This window comes from Candidatus Thiothrix putei, from assembly GCA_029972225.1.
Classification (GTDB): domain Bacteria; phylum Pseudomonadota; class Gammaproteobacteria; order Thiotrichales; family Thiotrichaceae; genus Thiothrix; species Thiothrix putei.
In genome coordinates this window covers 207,329-223,408 of sequence record CP124756.1, presented here as the reverse complement: position 1 = coordinate 223,408, position 16,080 = coordinate 207,329, and the positions used below count along the sequence as shown (strand labels likewise).

Sequence of the window (16,080 nt, the reverse complement as noted above, 5' to 3'; positions counted from 1 at the left end):
GATACTGGGCTATGTTAATGAATGCGCAAGAACTCATCACCCGCATCACCGCGTTAAACGTCTGGAAAAAAGGCGACCAACGCGCTCCGCACAAACCACTATTGCTGCTATTGGCATTAGGGCGTATTCATGCCGAGTTACCGCGTTTAATTCCGTTTGATCAGATCGATGCAAAGCTCACACAGTTATTGCAAGACTTCGGCCCCAGCCGCGCCAGCTATTACCCCGAATTACCGTTCTGGCATTTGCAGTCTGATCTGATTTGGGAAATGCCGCGTTCTACCGGCGTTTTGACCGCATCCGGCAGCATCAGCAAAAAGTATTTGCGCGATAACCACGTTGAAGCAGGCTTCACTCAAGAGGTATACGACCTGCTAAAAACCAATGCAGAACTGCTGCAACAAGTAGCGATACAATTGTTGGAGGACAATTTCCCGTCGTCTGTCCATCAAGATATTTTGGATGAAGTCGGCTTGGATTTTGAAGCAATTCCGCAACTCACCACGCAAAAACGTGCCAAGCGTGACCCAACATTTCGCCGCCGTATACTGGAGGCTTACGACTACCGCTGCGCTATTTGTAATTTCAGTGTACGCATGGAAAACACCCCAATTGCGCTCGAAGCCGCCCACATCAAATGGTTTCAAGCAGGTGGCCCCGATATTGAAAGCAACGGTTTGGCACTCTGCTCTTTGCACCATAAATTGCTCGACCGTGGCGCGTTAGCCATTTCCAATGAGCAGAAAATCGTAGTGTCAGAAAAAGCAAACGGACATGGTGGCTTTCAAGAATGGGTGCTCAATTTCGACGGCAAAGCACTGCTGAAACCGCGCAATTCGCTATATGCACCGCAGACCGAATTTACGGATTGGCATATTCGCGAGGTGTTCCAAGGCAAGTATCGCTAATCCCAATACACCGCCTTTTCAGGAAAAACCCACCGCACGCCACCACGCGGATCTTCCTGATCGCCCGTATAACGCGGCATCACATGCACATGCAGGTGAAACACCGTTTGCCCTGCCGCTTATTTTTAGGACGTGACTTCGACTTAAGCGCAACCCTTGGCGTATACTCATACCATACAACACAGAGAGGTAAGTGCCATGCAAACGTTTGACCAAATTATCCGCCAGACACGTACCTTGCCGGAAAATATCCAGCAAGAAATACTGGATTTCGTAGAATTCATGCTTGCCAAATACCAAGCACCTGTTACCGCCGCAAAGCCCGCGAGTTCAACCCCATTTGCTATCTACCAAACGCTAGATTTGGGAGTCGGTGGATACGCACAATTTCCTTCCAACCGCGCCAAACAAGGCATACGTGAACTCTTGTTGCGGAAACACAAACAATGATTTTGGTCGATACTGGCCCCTTAGTCGCCCTGTTTGATCCACAAGATCCGTACCACAAGCACTGCACTAAAATCATGCAAACATTGCACGAGCCGATGGTAACAACACTGCCTGTCTTGACTGAAGTATTTCACCTGCTCTGCCCTGACAGCCAAGGAAGTAAGGCTTTACGACAATTCATTGCGCGGAATGGCTTGGCAGTATGGCTGATGGATGATGCTGGTGTTGAAACAGCTCTAAACCTGATGGAAAAATACATCGACCGCCCAATGGATTTAGCGGATGCCTCGCTAGTTGTTGCCGCTCAATGCTTAAAAACAAACCGAGTATTCACTACCGACCGTAATGATTTTTTTGTCTATCGAATTGAGGCAGGTCATCACCTCAAAAATTTTGATGTTATTAGTTGACCGTCATTTCCAATACACCGCCTTTTCAGGAAAAATCCACCTTACCCCACCACGAGGATCTTCCTGATCGCCCACATAACGCGGCATCACATGCACATGCAGGTGAAACACCGTTTGCCCTGCCGCTTCCCCGACATTTACCCCGATGTTATAGCCTGCGGGCTGGTGTTGGGTATCCAATTGCTGCTTAGTGAGATGCAGCAATTCATGCAAAGCGTTGAATTCTTCAGCCGTAAGTTCAAACAGTGAAGCCACATGACGCTTCGGAATAAGCAGCGAATGCCCCAACGACACCGGAAAACGATCCCGAATGACCACATGAAACGCATTTTCCGCCACAATATCCGCCGCCGCGAGTTGGCAGAACGGGCAAAATGATGCAGTGGTCATGTGATTACTCCTTATGTTACTGTTTCAGCAAAGTCGGAAACACCAATACTCAAGTGGGTTGTAACATGACATCAGAAAATTTGTTAAGCCGCATCACGGTTGAAACAGGCAAATGTGGCGGTCGCCCTTGCATTCGCGGCTTGCGTATCCGTGTACAAGATGTGCTGGGATGCTGGCGGAAGGCATGGAAACCAAAGAGATTCTGGAAGACTCCCCCTATTTGGAAGCAGCCGATATTCGCGCCGTGCTGATGTATGCGGCTCGCTAATTCCGTTCTCCTATTTGACCGTTATTTCCAATACACCGCCTTTCCACAGCCGTGAGTGCAAACCAGTGAAGCCACATGGCGTTTTAAGCTGAGGAAAACTGGGCATTGTAGTTACGGTTACAATATCCTATCATAGAAACACGACTCTCCCCTTGACCGTTTGGCTAGGTCAAATGCTCTTGGGGCGGCAAGCCGCCTTCGGGCGGCTTTGTCATTTCTGGAGAATGAATATTTTGCGAACCATCGTTTTCATTGACGGCTACAACTTGTATTACGGCATAGTGCGGCACACACCTTACAAGTGGCTGGATATTTTCAAGCTATTCCAAGAACGCCTCTTGTTGCCAGAAACAGAATTACTGGAAGTGCGTTATTACACCGCCCGGTATTGGGTTTGTTGTGCGATGATCCCGCATCCCCTCAACGCCAACGGCAATACCTGCAAGCATTACGCAAATTACACCCAGAAAAGATTGCTATCTTTGAAGGGAAACTGGTTAAAAGCACTCCGATTCTGCGCCTTGCAGAACCGATTCCGGCAGCACCAGAGTTGACGATGGCAAGGGTTATTACGCTGACTGAGAAAAAAACCGACGTGAACATTGCCAGTGATATGCTGACAGCAGTATTTCTTGGGCAATGTGAACAAGTGGTGTTATGCAGCAATGACAGCGACATAGAAGGAGCATTGAAGGCAATTCGCCAGCATTGCCCCGCTGTGCGAGTGGGTTTGGTCACGCCGATTGCCAGCTCTGATCATCGGCATATCTGCAAGGAACTGAAAGCCTTATCCCATTGGGTGAAAGTGCTTAAGTTGGACGATATGGCACAAGCACAATTGCCTCATAAGATACCCGGAACATCCATTACCAAGCCAAGCAGTTGGTAAATTTTCGCCGCAATATCCGCCGCCGCGAGTTGGCACGCAAACGCCGCCAGCTTACCCAGAAACTGATCAGCGAACGCACCGGTATCAGCCCAATCACCCTGCGTAAAATTGAAAAGGGGGATGCTGGTGTTTCCATCGGTCACTACCTGACTATGTTGGCAGCACTGAATCTGGCGGAAGACCTTGCCAACGTAGCGCAGGATGATGAATTTGGGCGCAAATTGCAGGACGCTAAACTGCTGGGTGCGAACAAGAAAGGCGGAAAAGCTGATTGAGGTATCGGGTCTGCCCTTCGACTACGCTCAGGGCACGGGTCAAAAACTTCCTAACCTTTCCGCGTGTACATAGCCAAAAAAGTGAAAAACCTTAGCCAATAGGCAAACACAATGCCACTTTAAACCGGCAATGCCCCTTTCTGAAACACCAACGCGCCGGTTTCTGTCCGCAACTTGCCATGTAACACACCCTTGGCGGCAAAGTGGTAATCACCGGCTTTGAGGTGCAAGTCCCCCAACCACATTTCGCCTTCGAGCATAATGCACTCTTCATCATAGGGGTGCGGATGCCCCGGCATTTCAAAGCCCGGTTCTAACCGCGCCAAATACGTGACCACGGGGGAATGCGCACTTTGGTGCAAGATTTTGATTGCTGCACCGGGGACAGCATGTATCCATTCCCCTTCAGCCGCCCGAATGGTTTGGAAACCGGGTGTCAGGCACGCGCTTTCTGCCGCCACTTTTTCCAGCATAGCGGTGCGCATCCGCAGCTTCAGCGCGGCAGGCACGGTCGCACTGGCGTGGTGTTCTGCCAATAATGCTGCTACGTCCGCGTCCAATGCGTCTGTCATTACCTTGTTGTCGTCATTGCTGTTCATGACACACCTCTGTCTGGAAAAGAATCCGCTAAGGCGGCGCGTAAAATCGCTTGCGCCCGCCGTAACTGTGTTTTGATTGTCCCTAACGGTTCGCCGGTATGCGCGGCGATTTCCTGATGGCTCATGCCGCGATAAAACGCCAAGGCAATCAATTGGCGTTGCGGTGCATCCAACAATTGCAAGGCGGTTTGCAAGGCACTGTCCGCTTCCACCGTCAAGGTTAAATCGAGCGGGTTGGGCGTATCGGGGTCGGCTGCCTCGAAATCATCGCTCAATTCCACTTGCTGTTTGGTGGTGGCAGACTCTTTGCGCAGCGCGTCAATCGCACGGCTGTGTGCCATCATCAACAACCATGCCAGCGGGGTAGCACGTTCGGCGCTGTAACTGCCCGCTGCACGCCACACTTGCCAATACACATCGCTGACAATCTCTTCCGCCAACGCCGGATTCGCGGTGACTTTGAGCGCAATGGCATACACCCTGCCCACGGTTGCATCGTAAAAACTGCCCAATGCCTGTTGATCACCCCGCTGCACTTGTGCCAGCAAAGGGTAAAGTTCGGCCTGATCGTGTGCCATTCATGCTCTCCCGCAAAACGATTCCGTGAGTCTAGCACAGGGGCATTCTATCCCGAATTTTAAAAAAATAAGCCTGACGGATGAGGGGGAATCCTGTCAGGCTTTAAAACCCCAGCCATGACAGCCAGGGGAGTGTGTTGCGGAACGCTTATTGTTGAGTGGTACGGCTACGCAAGTATTCGGTCAACGCTTCACGCCCGGCACTGCCATCACCATCGCCCAGATACGGCCCCAATTGCAGCTCACCCGTGGCACTCAAGCCCGGAAAGTAGAACGGATGCGGTGATTCGGTGCCACGTGCCGGGTCAAGCAGTTTGTTCAAACCTGCCGCCGCAGTTGCCCCGCCAACCGAGCCGTCATGCAGGAAATCATCCTTGGCATTCAAGTCCAGCAACAACGGCTTGGCGTAACCCGGTTTTGACCCCGGCGCACTCTCTGGCTCGCCGCGAATACTCGCATCCAACACCACCAGTGACAGGTCGTAATTCGGGTCAGCCCCTGCCAGCGTTTTCTGGATATTGGTAATGCCTTTTTCCGAACGATCCAGCAAGGTCAGCAGATTGTTGCTGTAAGGGCGGTACATTTGTTCCAAGGGGCGCACAAAACTTTCCACCGCCTTATCCGGTGCAGTATGGCAGGCAATGCAATTTGCCCCACCCGCAGCGCGTGGCATCATGAAAATCTGTTCGCCCAACGCCACTTTTTCAGGATTCAAACCCGCCGGAGCAGCAGGCGATTGCAATTGATCGGTGTACGCCCGCAATGCCTGCAATTTGCTCTCATCCACCCGCAAACCCACGGGGCCGGTCGGCGAACCTGCCGCCATGCCGGTGGCATTTGCGGTCACAAACGGCTTGATGGTGTCGGAAGTCGTGGCATCGGGAATCACATTCGTTGCCCGCAATACCGTTTCATAACGTTCAGCAATTTCATCCCCCACCGGCCCTGCGAGGAAATTCAGGAAAGCTCGCCCGTCTTTGGTCAGCAAACTGGTCGGGTCGAGTGCCACGGTGTATACCAGATTGTTGAAATCATCCAGCTTCTCAAATGCGCCACTGCTACCCCACGGCGCGGCAAGGTCGGTACGGAAAAACGGCGGGATGTAGGTGGCGTTACCGATACCATCCGGGGTCGCGTCAAACGAACTGATTGGGTAATGGCGCAAGCCTTCAGCGGTCATGCCTGTCAGGTATGCGCGGGCAGCGGCGGTTTGATCCGCAATCGAATCGCTGCTTTTAATACCGGCGAAACTGCCACGCCCCAAGGTTGCATCGCCCAGCGCGTCATACGCGAGTTGCAGGAACGGCAAATACGCCAGCGGGTTTTCGGCTGCGGCAAAAATTGCCCCAACATCCAGCTTTTCTGCAATCACGCCATCGACTTGTTTGCCAACCGAACCGGGACCTGCAAAGCCTGCGGGCACGACGGAATTATCGGTGGCGGCATGGCACAAAGAGCACGATACCCCGATGCGGTCGCCGACCAGCGGGTTGAAAACACTGTCATTTTTGAACGCGGGATCACTGCCCAAGGGTTTGCGCTGGCCTGCCGCATCGAAGGGTACAACCCCGATGACTGCGCCTTCATTGATCAAGGCAAGGGTCACTTCCGGCTTGGCCAGCACGGTATCGTTGGGGGATGTGCCTGCCTTGATTTGATCCAATGCGCCGACTAAGGCGGTGGCTGTCCCCGGCGATAGGGCTTCGACATTTACGTTCAGCCCCAGATTCAGGGCATCCAGCGGGGTGACGCCTGCGCCCGCCAAGCCTTGCGGCAAGCGCATCGCATCCGTCCAGAAACGTTCATTGCCGAAGGTTTCGTAGCTGAAGACGGTTTTGCCCAAGGCGACGGGGGAAACCGCCGGGGTTTCTGGTGTGGCAGTTGTACCGTCGCTGGCAGCAACCGAAGTGCTGCTACTGTTATTACAACCGGTAAGCAAGGCAGCCAGCAACACACTGACCCCACTGACCAGCGGGTAAGGGGATAATTTTAGGCTTTGGCTATTCATGGGTGGCTCTCCAGTTTCTCGTTGTCATCGTGGTTACGCGGCTTTTTACAAACCTGTCTTGGGGTATTACGTGGCAAGTGAGAAACTGGATTGCGGTTTTTTGACGATTGAACCACGATACTGGAATAAAAAAATCCTAATAATTGTTAGGATTTTATTGGGGAAATAGGTTGGCGCTTCTATAATCCGAATAACTGTTAGGATTATAGGAATACCCATGCCCATTACTGTATCCACTCCCCAAGAGATTGGGCGCTTAGTACGCGCTGCACGTAAAGCACAAGGCTTGCGGCAAGATGACGCTGCAGGAGCCATTGGCGTTTCCGATATGTTTCTAAGCGGACTGGAAAACGGTGCACCCGGCGTTCGTTTAGACAAACTTTTGAAAGTCTTGCACGGCTTAGGTTTGGTTCTGCAAGTGAATGTAACAGACGATGTTGCTAAGCGATACGCCACTTTGCAACGCACTACAACAGCGAAATCATGAGAACGTTGCAGGTTTACATCAATACCCGTCGAATTGGTGAATTACGCGATGAAAACGGTATCTGGTCGTTTACTTACGCTGACGACTGGGTGACGGCAGCGGATGGATACGCCATTAGCCCGGCACTACCGCTTCAACTTTTACCACATCTGGATGGCAGCTCACAGCGCAGTGTGCAATGGTTTTTCGATAATTTACTGCCTGAAGAAGGCGCACGCACCTTACTGGCACGTGATGCTAGACTCGACCTTGCGGATAACTTCGGGTTGCTGGCGTATTACGGGGCAGAGTCAGCCGGTTCACTAATCTTACGCTCAGAACAAGACCCAATAACGGAATCTGGAGAGCGACCACTCAGTGATGCTAGTTTGCATGAGCGCATCCAACGCTTACCTACCGTTTCATTATCCACAGGCGCAGCCAAGCGCATGTCACTAGCGGGTGCACAACACAAATTACCCGTTGTATTACGTGCAGGGCAATTGTTCGAGCCAATCGGCAACACACCCTCTACACATATTTTGAAACCGGATCACCCTGATAAAACGTATGCACACAGCGTCATTAATGAGTTTTTCACCATGCGCTTGGCAAAAGCACTCAATATTCCTGTACCCAATGTCACTAGGCATTATGTGCCGGAGCCAGTGTACCTGATTGAACGTTTTGACCGACAAATCACCACCAACCATGTAGAACGCTTACACGTACTGGATGCGTGCCAACTATTGGATGTTAATCGCCAATTCAAATACACCCATGCCAGTATAGAACGCTTACACACATTGGCTGAGCGTTGTCATGCTCCTGCTGCTGCCCGTTTACGGTTGTATTCTTGGCTGGTGTTCAATGTTTTGGTGGGCAATAGTGATGCACACCTGAAAAACCTATCCTTTTTGATGGGAAAACACGGTATCAGCCTTGCTCCACACTACGACCTGTTGGCAATCGCGGTATACGACACTAAAGCGCTGGGGCGCGATGTCTGGCCGCACACCTCACTGGCATGGCCGTTATTCGACAAACACACCTTCGCAGAAATCAAGCGAGCGACATTATTAGAAGCCGGAGCCGTATTGGGTATTCAAATGGCTACTTGTGAACGTTTGTTGGATTTTCAACTAAAGCGTATCAAACCAGCAGCTAAACAATTGCTGCTAGACATTGAACAGGAAAACCGCGTGTTATTACAGCAACACCCCGCTTTAGCACACTTTTTTGTTGGGGAAAGTCGCTGTTTGCGGACTATTGTTTATCTCATTATTCACGATATGGTTAAACAGCTAACAGGATGAAGTTTCAACACCTCCTACTCGCCCTATCCTTCCTCACCCGTCTCCCCGTCCCCGATCTGGGCAAACTGGAAGCACCTGATTTTGGTCGGGCAGCGCTGTTCTACCCCTTGGTGGGTTTAGTAATCGGTGGTTTGCTGTGCGTGCCATGGCTGGTCTTTCCCCATGCATCGCCGTTGTTGCTGGCGGCAATTCTCACTGTGCTGTGGGCAGCCATTACCGGCGGACTGCATCTGGATGGGCTGGCAGACAGTGCCGATGCATGGCTCGGCGGCTTTGGCGATGAGGAAAAAACCCACCGTATTCTCAAAGACCCGCTGGTCGGGGCAGCCGGGGTGATTGCTTTGGTCGGGGTATTGCTGTTGAAATTCGCCGCGTTAAGCGTATTGATTGCACACCAACAGTGGCTGGTGATCGTATTTGCCCCGCTATTAGGGCGTATCTTAATTTTGCTGCTCTTTTTAACCACGCCGTATGTACGGGCTGGTGGCTTGGCAAGTGAGGTGACACAACATTTACCGCGTCAGACAGCCGGGTGGATCACGGCGGCTGGCTTGCTGCTCGGATTAGCAATCTCCACTGCTGGCATCCTCCTGATGCTATTAGGATTTTGGTTATTACGCCGCCTAATGTTGCAACGTTTACAAGGCTGTACGGGCGATACCGCCGGGGCAAGCGTCGAAAGCGGGGAAATGTTATGGCTGACAGGTGCGGCCTTAATACTGACTTAGCACAGAACACAAAAATAAACGGCACATTTTTCCTAACGAGAGGTCTATTTTACACTAGAATTAAATAACACAGCCTGTCGCACCTCATTCACCGGATAGGTCAAAATAACACTTGGGGAGTTCAACCATGCCACAAACCACCACCAGTAACACCGATAATCGCACCGTTGTTAAAAACAAAATTCTGGAACTCAATGGCTTAGCAAAAGACGCTGACACCAAGATGCGAGAAGCGCTAAAAGCCAGCAACCAAGCCTCCGCAACGTTATGGCGTGAACGCCGTGATTATTACAACGCCGAATCCAAACGCTTAACCGAATGGCTGAATGCGCCGCCCGCCCCCAGCATGACCCCTGAAGAAATCCGCAAACGCCTGAATGAACTGCCGTATAAAATACAGTACGCCAACAAAATGTTAACAGAATACCAACGCGTTAATAATGCGGCAAAAATCAACGAATGGGCACGTGAACTGCAAAATCTCGAAGCCGAGCAAGCTCGACTGAAAGCCATAAATACCACAACGCCTTCCCCCGTTACCCCACCACCAACACCCGTCCGGCCTGCACCTGTCACACCAACCCCGGCACAGCCTACGCCCGTGACGCCTGCACCTGCCACTCCGCCACCTGCCACGAACAGCAACGACTTTATCAGCAACTTAGCGGACACCTTCAACACCAACGGCAATCAGGATTACGCTCACAATGCCATCCTCAAAGAATTATTGGAAGGCAAATACAGTGCTTCCAAGATTCCCGCCAATGATCCCAAAACAGCGGCTTACACGGTCGTCAGAACCAACAATAGCGCCCCCTTGCACTGGATTCGCAACCAAACCCAAGCCCAAGATCTGTATAAACGCTTACCCGTCGTCAATGATCAGGAGAAACGCCGCTTCCCCAGCCTGAATCTGAGCGGGCGACGCATGGGGCAAACCTTTTTCATCCGCGACTTTATGCAAGTCAACAGCCAAGGCAATTTAACGGTGGGGGACTTAATCGCCGTGGATGACACGGTGTATTCCCTCTTTGCCCAAGACTTTGACAAATTGGTCAATAGCATCAACCAATACCAGCAGCAACGCGGACGCACCTACCGCGTATTCCCGTTCCTGCGCATGGCGCACCGCGATGCTTTTCAGTTAATCCCCGACCGTACCCCGGACGGTATCGACCGTTATGGCGGAGCCGTCATGAGTAATGTGAGCATTACGGGCAACTTGCTGTACTCTGACGGCGCGTTGCAAGGCATATTCGCGTCGGATGGGGCATTCCGCAACCTGCATATTCGCAATAACCATCTGCAAATTGGCGGGCAACACACCATTTCTATCAGCGGGATGTTAAACGGCTCTATCCTGGGGAATACAGACATCCACAACCGCCCCTTAGCGGATGATAAGATTGCCCTGTATCCGTTGCGACTGGGGGGAGGCGCTAATATTTATATCATTGGTTTCAAGAATAAAACCGCCATCAACCCAACAGATACCCGCTATTATCAGTACGACACGATTCTCGGTGTGCCGCCTGCTCGCGATTTCCGCCGTCAAATTCAAGCCAGTGGGCGCTGTTACCGCGACGTCGATATGGTGGAACTGCATACCCTGTTAAAACGTCAAAATCCGCAGACGCCCACGCAATGGCAGGCTATGATGGATACCCTGGTACAACGGGGTTTTGCCCAAGTCGCCACTTAAATTATCGAATTATCACGGAGGATAATAAAACGGATGGTGTGTAACCTAAAAACGCTCATTGCATTCATGATTACCCTGAGCACCTGCTTCAGCGTTAACAGCTTCGCAGAACCTCAGGAACAAGCCATCAAACTGGGTAGCAGTTGGTACAGAGCCGCCTTTGAAACCCGCTTTCCGCCTGCGATTCCCTCGCTACCCGATGCGAATGGTTGGGTGGTGCTCTACAAAAACAAGGCGGACTTAATGGGGGAACAACACGACAATGTATTCCGCCCGATAACACCAGCGCTAAACGTGGCGTTGTCAGCCGAGACCACACTCAACCCATTCCGCAAGCGCTACCCCGATTTCTACACGGAGGTGAGTAATCGCAAGCGTTTGGATTGCCCGGTGTTAGGCGTTCCCTTTGAGCTGGATGATAAACCCACCACGCAAGAATGGGTCGTCGCCTTTTCCGCCATCCAGTGCCTGAGTGATGATGAAAGCGTCAAACTACGGCAGGGCGATACCGAAGCGCATTACTGGGTCTTGCAAAAACGGGCGAACGGTCAATACCGGGTACTGGCAGAAGGCGATGGCAGCCTGCACGTGGTCAATCACTACAAGGAGCAAGGCTACAAAGAAATCCGCACCCGTTTGCTGTTAAACCGTGCGTTTCCTAACGATGAGCTGCAATGCGGCGGCGCAGAATTCACTTGGCGCTACCGCAACACCGGCTATTATTTAGCGGATACTGAAATCATGGCGCAAGATTGCCAGCTTCTGCACTTCCCTGAACTGACGGGTGAGGCTTGGCAGTATGCGTATGACGAATACGCACGGCGTGCCAAAGTGTTAGTGGATCAGTGGGTGAAGTAACGACGTTGCTTATAAATCAATGCCTTTTTGTGCCTTGATGCCATCGCGGTAAGCATGTTTCACATCCGCAATCTCAGACACGGTGTCAGCGAAATCGCGTAAGGTTTCGCTGGCTGCCCGCCCTGTTACCACCACGTGTTGCATGGGCGGGCGGGCGCTGATGTCATCCAACACCTGATCCGCATCCAAATAACCGTAGTTCAGTAAATAGGTTAATTCATCCAATACTACCAAGTCATAACGGGGGTCAGCCAACATGCGCTGCGCCACCGCCCAGCCACGTTGTGAGGTGGCAATGTCTTGCTCACGGTTTTGCGTTTCCCAGGTAAAACCGTCGCCTAACACATGCCAGTCGCAACCTGCTTGCTTGCCGAAAAACGCTTCTTCACCGGTATCGGTACGGCTTTTGAGAAACTGGCAGACCCCGACTGTCATGCCATGCCCTAACGAGCGCCCCACCATGCCAAACGCCGAGCTGGATTTGCCTTTGCCGTTACCCGTTAGCACTAACAGCAAGCCTTTTTCCTGATCGGCGCGGGCAATACTGGCGTCAATCATGGCTTTTTTGCGTGCCATGCGGGCTTGGTGGCGGGTGTTTTTATCCGAATCAGTCATGCTTGTTCTGCGCTAATGGGTTGGGATTTGACTTTGCCTGAGACACCATCCATCTGCAATAAGAGATTCACCAAGGTATTGGAAAGCTGATGCATCTCCGTGAAGGCGCGGCGCATTCCGATTTCATTGCCGTCGAGCTGACAGCGCAAGGCTTCATCACTGGCTAGATGGAAACGTTCGTGTGGCACAAATAACGCATTGAAAAGTTCCACCATTGACTCACCGTATGCATTCGCCTCGCGTTGCCCTTCGCCATATAACCACCCACCCAAGGAACACATACGGCAAGTCGTTGGCTCAAAGTGATTAGATCCGTCTAAACGCCCTTTCATTTGGCGCAAATATTGTACGTGATCATTCAAACGTTTGAGAAAAAACGCTTTCTTTTCCATCTAGTAGCCCCTTCATGTTCTTGCAACATGATTAATCATTAATCTGATTGATCGACATTACACTGATAGATAAAGAGCGTCAAATGATAGCAGTAACGGCGGAGTAACAGCTTAGTAACAACGATTTTCACACAATCGCGGTCGCCTTGATCTGCGCAAACACTGCCATCCCCACCCGCAAGCCCATCACACTCGCCGATTTCTGGGTAATGTGTGCCAGCAATGGCACGCCGCCTAGGTTCAAACGCACCATCACCTGCCCCGCCACCGGTTGCGCCATGCCGGTAATGCTGGCAGGCAACACGTTGAGAATGCTGGTTTGCGCTGGTTGTTGCAGCGTCAGACTGACATCGCGGGCATCAATGCGTAAACGTAACGGCGTACCCACGGCGGTTGCCTGCTGGTAGGGCAAACTGATCACGCCCCCGGCAAAACCGACGTGGCTGAGGTGAAACTCCGGCTCATGATCCCACACTTTCACCTGCAACACGCTGGAGGCTTCTTTTCCTTGCGCCATTGGCGAATCCAGCCGCGTCAGCACCTCCGCCAATGCGCCCGAAGCCACTACCTTGCCCGCTTCCAGCACCACCAGATGATCCGCAAGCTGGGTCACTTCCTGCGGTGAATGCGTCACGTACAAAATGGGAATATCGAGTTCACGGTGCAAGTGTTCCAAAAACGGCAAAATCTCCTGTTTACGCTTGAGATCGAGCGCAGCAAGCGGTTCATCCATCAACAACACTTGCGGCTTGAGGGCAAGAGCACGAGCAATGCCAACCCGCTGGCGTTCTCCACCGGAGAGTTGCGCGGGAATTTTGTCCAGTAAATGTCCAATCCCCAGCATCTCCACTATCGCTGCCAGTTCGTCATCATTCGCGGATTGCGGGGCACGTTTGCGCCCGTAATCCATATTCTTGCGAGCAGTCAGATGCGGGAACAGGCTGGCTTCCTGAAACACATACCCCAAGGGGCGTTGGTGCGTTGGCAAAAACACCCCGTTCGCGCTGTCTTGCCACACCTGCCCGCGCACTTGCAGGAAACCGCTGTCCGGGCGTTGCAACCCAGCAATGCAGCGCAACAAGGTGGTTTTGCCAGAGCCGGAATGCCCGAACAATGCGGTTACGCCGCTCCCCGGCAATTGCAGATCAGTTGCAAGTGTGAAGTCAGGAAACCGCAAATTAAAACGTACTTCGATCATGTTTTAACCGCCTTTTCCACATCCAGTTTCTGGTTCATCAGGTGCATGGAAAGCAGCACAATGAATGCAAACGCCACCATCAATCCCGCCAGCCAGTGCGCATGGCTGTACTGCATGGATTCGACATGGTTATAAATCTGCATGGAAACCACCCGTGTCTGACCGGGAATATTGCCACCGACCATCAGCACCACTCCGAACTCACCAACGGTATGCGCAAAGCCCAAAATAGTAGCAGCGAGGAAACCTCGCCGTGACAGCGGGAGCACTACACTGAAAAAAACATCCAGCGTACTGGCACGCAAAGTCGCCGCCGCTTCCAGCATCCGTTTATCCAATCCCTCAAAGGCATTATGCAGTGGCTGCACCACAAACGGCATCGAAAACAGTACCGAAGCCACCAGCATACCGCCAAAACTGAACGGCAACCGCCCCAGCCCCAAGGCTTGAGTTGCTTGCCCTACCCAGCCATGTGGCCCCATCAGCATCAACAGGTAAAACCCCAATACCGTCGGCGGCAAGACTAACGGCATAGCTACCAGTGCCGCAATGATAGGTTTAAGGCGGGAACGGGTTTGCGCCAGCCACCACGCCAGAGGTGTCCCCAATACCAACAGGATCAGCGTTGCACCAGCGGAAAGCTCCAGCGTCAGGCGGATGGCTGCCCAGTCTTCAGTAGTAAAGGGCAGCCACTCCATTACTGTGCCCCTGTCGTGGCAGTTTTGTCCGCTGTAGCAATCGTATCAGCAGCTTCGCCCGGCAATACAAATCCATATTTCACCATGATCTTGCGAGCGGCAGGATGCTGCATGTACTCAGCAAAACGTTGTGCTGCGGTGTTGTCCTTGCCGTGCGTCGTGAGGATGAACGCTTGCTCCAACGGCTCATGTAGCGCATCGTCGATCAGGTAATGACCACCTTGCTTAGACAATTCAGGGTTAAGTGCCAATGCCAACGCGATAATACCAATATCAGCATTACCAGATTCGATGAATTGCGCGGTTTGTGCAATGTTTTCACCGTAAACCAGTTTGGGCTTGAGCGTGTCCCAGAGCTTGCTGGCAGTGAGGGCTTCTTCAGCACGTTTACCATACGGCGCGTGAGAAGGGTCAGCGATGGCGATATGCTTAAATTGTTCCTCTTTGAGGCTTTCCAGCGTCAATTGGCTGGCATCGTGGGTATTACTCCACAACACAATCCGCCCCAGTGCGTAAGGCTTCACCTCAGACGCAGCTTGTTTCGCCGCCGCCAATTGCTTGGGGTATTTGATGTCGGCAGAAAAAAACAGGTCAAACGGTGCGCCCTGTTCAATCTGGGTGCTGAGTTTACCAGAGGAGCCGAAGGTAATTTTCACATTGTCATCTGGGTGCGCAGTCACGTAAGCGGTTTTAATATCTTCGAGTGCGAACTTGAGATCAGAAGCCGCCGCAATGGTTACATCTTCCGCCCACGCACTGGCGGTGCTGAAAGCGATGGCGGCGGTAAGCAGGGTTTGTTTAAACAGTTTCATGGTGAGTTCCTTAAAATAGCTAGTGAGGAAAAATCAGTTGGTTATTAGTTGGATACGGCAAGGATAATGTGCGATGCCTTGATCAAAGCGCAGGCTTTGTCCCCGACGTTCAGCTCCATATTCTGCACGCTGTCGTTGGTAATGATCGCAGTGACGGTTTTGCCACCGGGTAATTCAATGATGACTTCGGCATTGACCGCACCTTCTTGTATGCTGACGATTGTGCCGTGCAAATGGTTACGGGCGCTGGTTTTGATCTTGCCATCGTCTTTGGCGAGAATGACCCACGGGGCTTTTACCAGTGCATAGGTTTGTGAACCAAGGGCAAGACCAAGGTGGTCAACGCTGTTGTGCGTGATGACGGCAACGAGTTCATCACCGCCGCCGATGTCGAGAATGACTTCGGAATTAATCGACCCGGTGGTCACTTTGGTGACAGTGCCTAAGAATTGGTTGCGGCTGCTAGTTTGCATGTCGAATCTCCTGATCAGTTGAAAATATTGCTCAAAATTGTCCGCCA

21 protein-coding genes and 1 pseudogene are annotated in these 16,080 nt (G+C 52.0%); 11 read left to right on the top strand and 11 right to left on the bottom strand.

The features are described from left to right. Positions 1–11 precede the first annotated feature (11 nt). On the top strand, positions 12–908 hold the full coding sequence (locus tag QJT81_01115) for an HNH endonuclease (protein WGZ94619.1): 897 nt from the start codon (positions 12–14) through the stop codon (positions 906–908). Here QJT81_01115 and QJT81_01110 read toward each other — a convergent pair. Next, a pseudogene (locus tag QJT81_01110) lies at positions 905–1,024 on the bottom strand (HIT domain-containing protein). The gene QJT81_01115 and the pseudogene QJT81_01110 sit on opposite strands and share 4 nt — an antisense overlap. Positions 1,025–1,106: 82 nt before the next feature. Between QJT81_01110 and QJT81_01105 the strand changes: the two are divergent. Together QJT81_01105 and QJT81_01100 are read left to right on the top strand one after the other, a co-directional pair. After that, positions 1,107–1,358, top strand: a complete 252-nt coding sequence (locus QJT81_01105) for a DUF2281 domain-containing protein (protein ID WGZ94618.1) — start codon at positions 1,107–1,109, stop codon at positions 1,356–1,358. After that, positions 1,355–1,768, top strand: coding sequence for a PIN domain-containing protein (locus QJT81_01100; GenBank protein WGZ94617.1), 414 nt, complete (start codon positions 1,355–1,357; stop codon positions 1,766–1,768). The genes QJT81_01105 and QJT81_01100 overlap by 4 nt, the downstream gene beginning before the upstream one ends. A 3-nt stretch (positions 1,769–1,771) precedes the next feature. Here QJT81_01100 and QJT81_01095 read toward each other — a convergent pair whose 3' ends face one another. Beyond that, complete coding sequence (locus tag QJT81_01095; protein ID WGZ94616.1) at positions 1,772–2,158, bottom strand: HIT family protein; 387 nt, start codon at positions 2,156–2,158, stop codon at positions 1,772–1,774. A gap of 65 nt (positions 2,159–2,223) precedes the next feature. On the opposite strand from QJT81_01095, the gene QJT81_01090 reads away from it, so the two are divergent. The 3 genes from QJT81_01090 (at position 2,224) to QJT81_01080 (ending at position 3,590) form a co-directional block, all read left to right on the top strand. After that, positions 2,224–2,409: a DUF433 domain-containing protein gene (locus QJT81_01090; GenBank protein WGZ94615.1), complete on the top strand. Its 186-nt coding sequence runs from the start codon at positions 2,224–2,226 to the stop codon at positions 2,407–2,409. A 411-nt stretch (positions 2,410–2,820) separates the two neighbouring features. After that, positions 2,821–3,315: an NYN domain-containing protein gene (locus QJT81_01085; protein WGZ94614.1), complete on the top strand. Its 495-nt coding sequence runs from the start codon at positions 2,821–2,823 to the stop codon at positions 3,313–3,315. Beyond that, positions 3,309–3,590, top strand: coding sequence for a helix-turn-helix transcriptional regulator (locus QJT81_01080; GenBank protein WGZ94613.1), 282 nt, complete (start codon positions 3,309–3,311; stop codon positions 3,588–3,590). Before QJT81_01085 ends, QJT81_01080 begins: the two co-directional genes overlap by 7 nt. A 119-nt stretch (positions 3,591–3,709) precedes the next feature. Here the strand turns inward: QJT81_01080 and QJT81_01075 are convergent, their stop codons facing one another. From QJT81_01075 to QJT81_01065, 3 genes are all read right to left on the bottom strand, one after another. Further along, entirely contained in the window at positions 3,710–4,189 is a 480-nt protein-coding gene (locus tag QJT81_01075; protein WGZ94612.1) for a cupin domain-containing protein, read from the bottom strand. Further along, positions 4,186–4,767: a sigma-70 family RNA polymerase sigma factor gene (locus QJT81_01070; GenBank protein WGZ94611.1), complete on the bottom strand. Its 582-nt coding sequence runs from the start codon at positions 4,765–4,767 to the stop codon at positions 4,186–4,188. Before QJT81_01070 ends, QJT81_01075 begins: the two co-directional genes overlap by 4 nt. A gap of 148 nt (positions 4,768–4,915) precedes the next feature. Then, entirely contained in the window at positions 4,916–6,775 is a 1,860-nt protein-coding gene (locus tag QJT81_01065; protein ID WGZ94610.1) for a hypothetical protein, read from the bottom strand. A gap of 217 nt (positions 6,776–6,992) precedes the next feature. Between QJT81_01065 and QJT81_01060 the strand changes: the two genes are divergently transcribed. The 5 genes from QJT81_01060 (at position 6,993) to QJT81_01040 (ending at position 11,845) form a co-directional block, all read left to right on the top strand. After that, positions 6,993–7,262, top strand: a complete 270-nt coding sequence (locus QJT81_01060; GenBank protein WGZ94609.1) for a helix-turn-helix domain-containing protein — start codon at positions 6,993–6,995, stop codon at positions 7,260–7,262. Next, complete coding sequence (locus QJT81_01055) at positions 7,259–8,557, top strand: HipA domain-containing protein (protein WGZ94608.1); 1,299 nt, start codon at positions 7,259–7,261, stop codon at positions 8,555–8,557. Before QJT81_01060 ends, QJT81_01055 begins: the two co-directional genes overlap by 4 nt. Continuing rightward, complete coding sequence (locus tag QJT81_01050; protein WGZ94607.1) at positions 8,554–9,285, top strand: adenosylcobinamide-GDP ribazoletransferase; 732 nt, start codon at positions 8,554–8,556, stop codon at positions 9,283–9,285. The genes QJT81_01055 and QJT81_01050 overlap by 4 nt, the downstream gene beginning before the upstream one ends. A gap of 127 nt (positions 9,286–9,412) precedes the next feature. After that, entirely contained in the window at positions 9,413–10,987 is a 1,575-nt protein-coding gene (locus tag QJT81_01045) for a hypothetical protein (protein WGZ94606.1), read from the top strand. A gap of 66 nt (positions 10,988–11,053) precedes the next feature. Next, complete coding sequence (locus QJT81_01040; GenBank protein WGZ94605.1) at positions 11,054–11,845, top strand: hypothetical protein; 792 nt, start codon at positions 11,054–11,056, stop codon at positions 11,843–11,845. 9 nt (positions 11,846–11,854) lie between these two features. Here QJT81_01040 and cobO read toward each other — a convergent pair whose 3' ends face one another. The 6 genes from cobO to QJT81_01010 form a co-directional block, all read right to left on the bottom strand. Further along, positions 11,855–12,460 carry a cob(I)yrinic acid a,c-diamide adenosyltransferase gene (gene cobO, locus QJT81_01035; protein ID WGZ94604.1) on the bottom strand — a complete coding sequence of 202 codons (606 nt, stop codon included), beginning with the start codon at positions 12,458–12,460 and terminating at the stop codon, positions 11,855–11,857. After that, positions 12,457–12,852: a CZB domain-containing protein gene (locus QJT81_01030; GenBank protein ID WGZ94603.1), complete on the bottom strand. Its 396-nt coding sequence runs from the start codon at positions 12,850–12,852 to the stop codon at positions 12,457–12,459. Before QJT81_01030 ends, cobO begins: the two co-directional genes overlap by 4 nt. Before the next feature lie 127 nt (positions 12,853–12,979). Continuing rightward, positions 12,980–14,050, bottom strand: coding sequence for a molybdenum ABC transporter ATP-binding protein (gene modC / locus QJT81_01025; GenBank protein ID WGZ94602.1), 1,071 nt, complete (start codon positions 14,048–14,050; stop codon positions 12,980–12,982). Continuing rightward, positions 14,047–14,748, bottom strand: a complete 702-nt coding sequence (modB, locus tag QJT81_01020) for a molybdate ABC transporter permease subunit (GenBank protein WGZ94601.1) — start codon at positions 14,746–14,748, stop codon at positions 14,047–14,049. The genes modC and modB overlap by 4 nt, the downstream gene beginning before the upstream one ends. Then, positions 14,748–15,560, bottom strand: a complete 813-nt coding sequence (modA, locus tag QJT81_01015; protein ID WGZ94600.1) for a molybdate ABC transporter substrate-binding protein — start codon at positions 15,558–15,560, stop codon at positions 14,748–14,750. Before modA ends, modB begins: the two co-directional genes overlap by 1 nt. A 44-nt stretch (positions 15,561–15,604) precedes the next feature. Continuing rightward, positions 15,605–16,033, bottom strand: coding sequence for a TOBE domain-containing protein (locus QJT81_01010; GenBank protein WGZ94599.1), 429 nt, complete (start codon positions 16,031–16,033; stop codon positions 15,605–15,607). Between the last annotated feature and the right edge of the window lie 47 nt (positions 16,034–16,080).

Excerpts from the sequence above, each read along its gene's own strand:
- QJT81_01030 (WGZ94603.1), bottom strand. The coding sequence starts at position 12,852 with ATGGAAAAGAAAGCGTTTTTTCTCAAACGTTTGAATGATCACGTACAA.
- QJT81_01050 (WGZ94607.1), top strand. The coding sequence starts at position 8,554 with ATGAAGTTTCAACACCTCCTACTCGCCCTATCCTTCCTCACCCGTCTC.
- cobO (WGZ94604.1), bottom strand. The coding sequence starts at position 12,460 with ATGACTGATTCGGATAAAAACACCCGCCACCAAGCCCGCATGGCACGC.
- QJT81_01060 (WGZ94609.1), top strand. The coding sequence starts at position 6,993 with ATGCCCATTACTGTATCCACTCCCCAAGAGATTGGGCGCTTAGTACGC.
- QJT81_01045 (WGZ94606.1), top strand. The coding sequence starts at position 9,413 with ATGCCACAAACCACCACCAGTAACACCGATAATCGCACCGTTGTTAAA.
- modC (WGZ94602.1), bottom strand. The coding sequence starts at position 14,050 with ATGATCGAAGTACGTTTTAATTTGCGGTTTCCTGACTTCACACTTGCA.
- QJT81_01040 (WGZ94605.1), top strand. The coding sequence starts at position 11,054 with ATGATTACCCTGAGCACCTGCTTCAGCGTTAACAGCTTCGCAGAACCT.
- modB (WGZ94601.1), bottom strand. The coding sequence starts at position 14,748 with ATGGAGTGGCTGCCCTTTACTACTGAAGACTGGGCAGCCATCCGCCTG.
- QJT81_01010 (WGZ94599.1), bottom strand. The coding sequence starts at position 16,033 with ATGCAAACTAGCAGCCGCAACCAATTCTTAGGCACTGTCACCAAAGTG.
- QJT81_01095 (WGZ94616.1), bottom strand. The coding sequence starts at position 2,158 with ATGACCACTGCATCATTTTGCCCGTTCTGCCAACTCGCGGCGGCGGAT.
- QJT81_01100 (WGZ94617.1), top strand. The coding sequence starts at position 1,355 with ATGATTTTGGTCGATACTGGCCCCTTAGTCGCCCTGTTTGATCCACAA.
- QJT81_01090 (WGZ94615.1), top strand. The coding sequence starts at position 2,224 with ATGACATCAGAAAATTTGTTAAGCCGCATCACGGTTGAAACAGGCAAA.
- QJT81_01115 (WGZ94619.1), top strand. The coding sequence starts at position 12 with ATGTTAATGAATGCGCAAGAACTCATCACCCGCATCACCGCGTTAAAC.
- QJT81_01075 (WGZ94612.1), bottom strand. The coding sequence starts at position 4,189 with ATGAACAGCAATGACGACAACAAGGTAATGACAGACGCATTGGACGCG.
- QJT81_01105 (WGZ94618.1), top strand. The coding sequence starts at position 1,107 with ATGCAAACGTTTGACCAAATTATCCGCCAGACACGTACCTTGCCGGAA.
- modA (WGZ94600.1), bottom strand. The coding sequence starts at position 15,560 with ATGAAACTGTTTAAACAAACCCTGCTTACCGCCGCCATCGCTTTCAGC.
- QJT81_01055 (WGZ94608.1), top strand. The coding sequence starts at position 7,259 with ATGAGAACGTTGCAGGTTTACATCAATACCCGTCGAATTGGTGAATTA.
- QJT81_01065 (WGZ94610.1), bottom strand. The coding sequence starts at position 6,775 with ATGAATAGCCAAAGCCTAAAATTATCCCCTTACCCGCTGGTCAGTGGG.
- QJT81_01070 (WGZ94611.1), bottom strand. The coding sequence starts at position 4,767 with ATGGCACACGATCAGGCCGAACTTTACCCTTTGCTGGCACAAGTGCAG.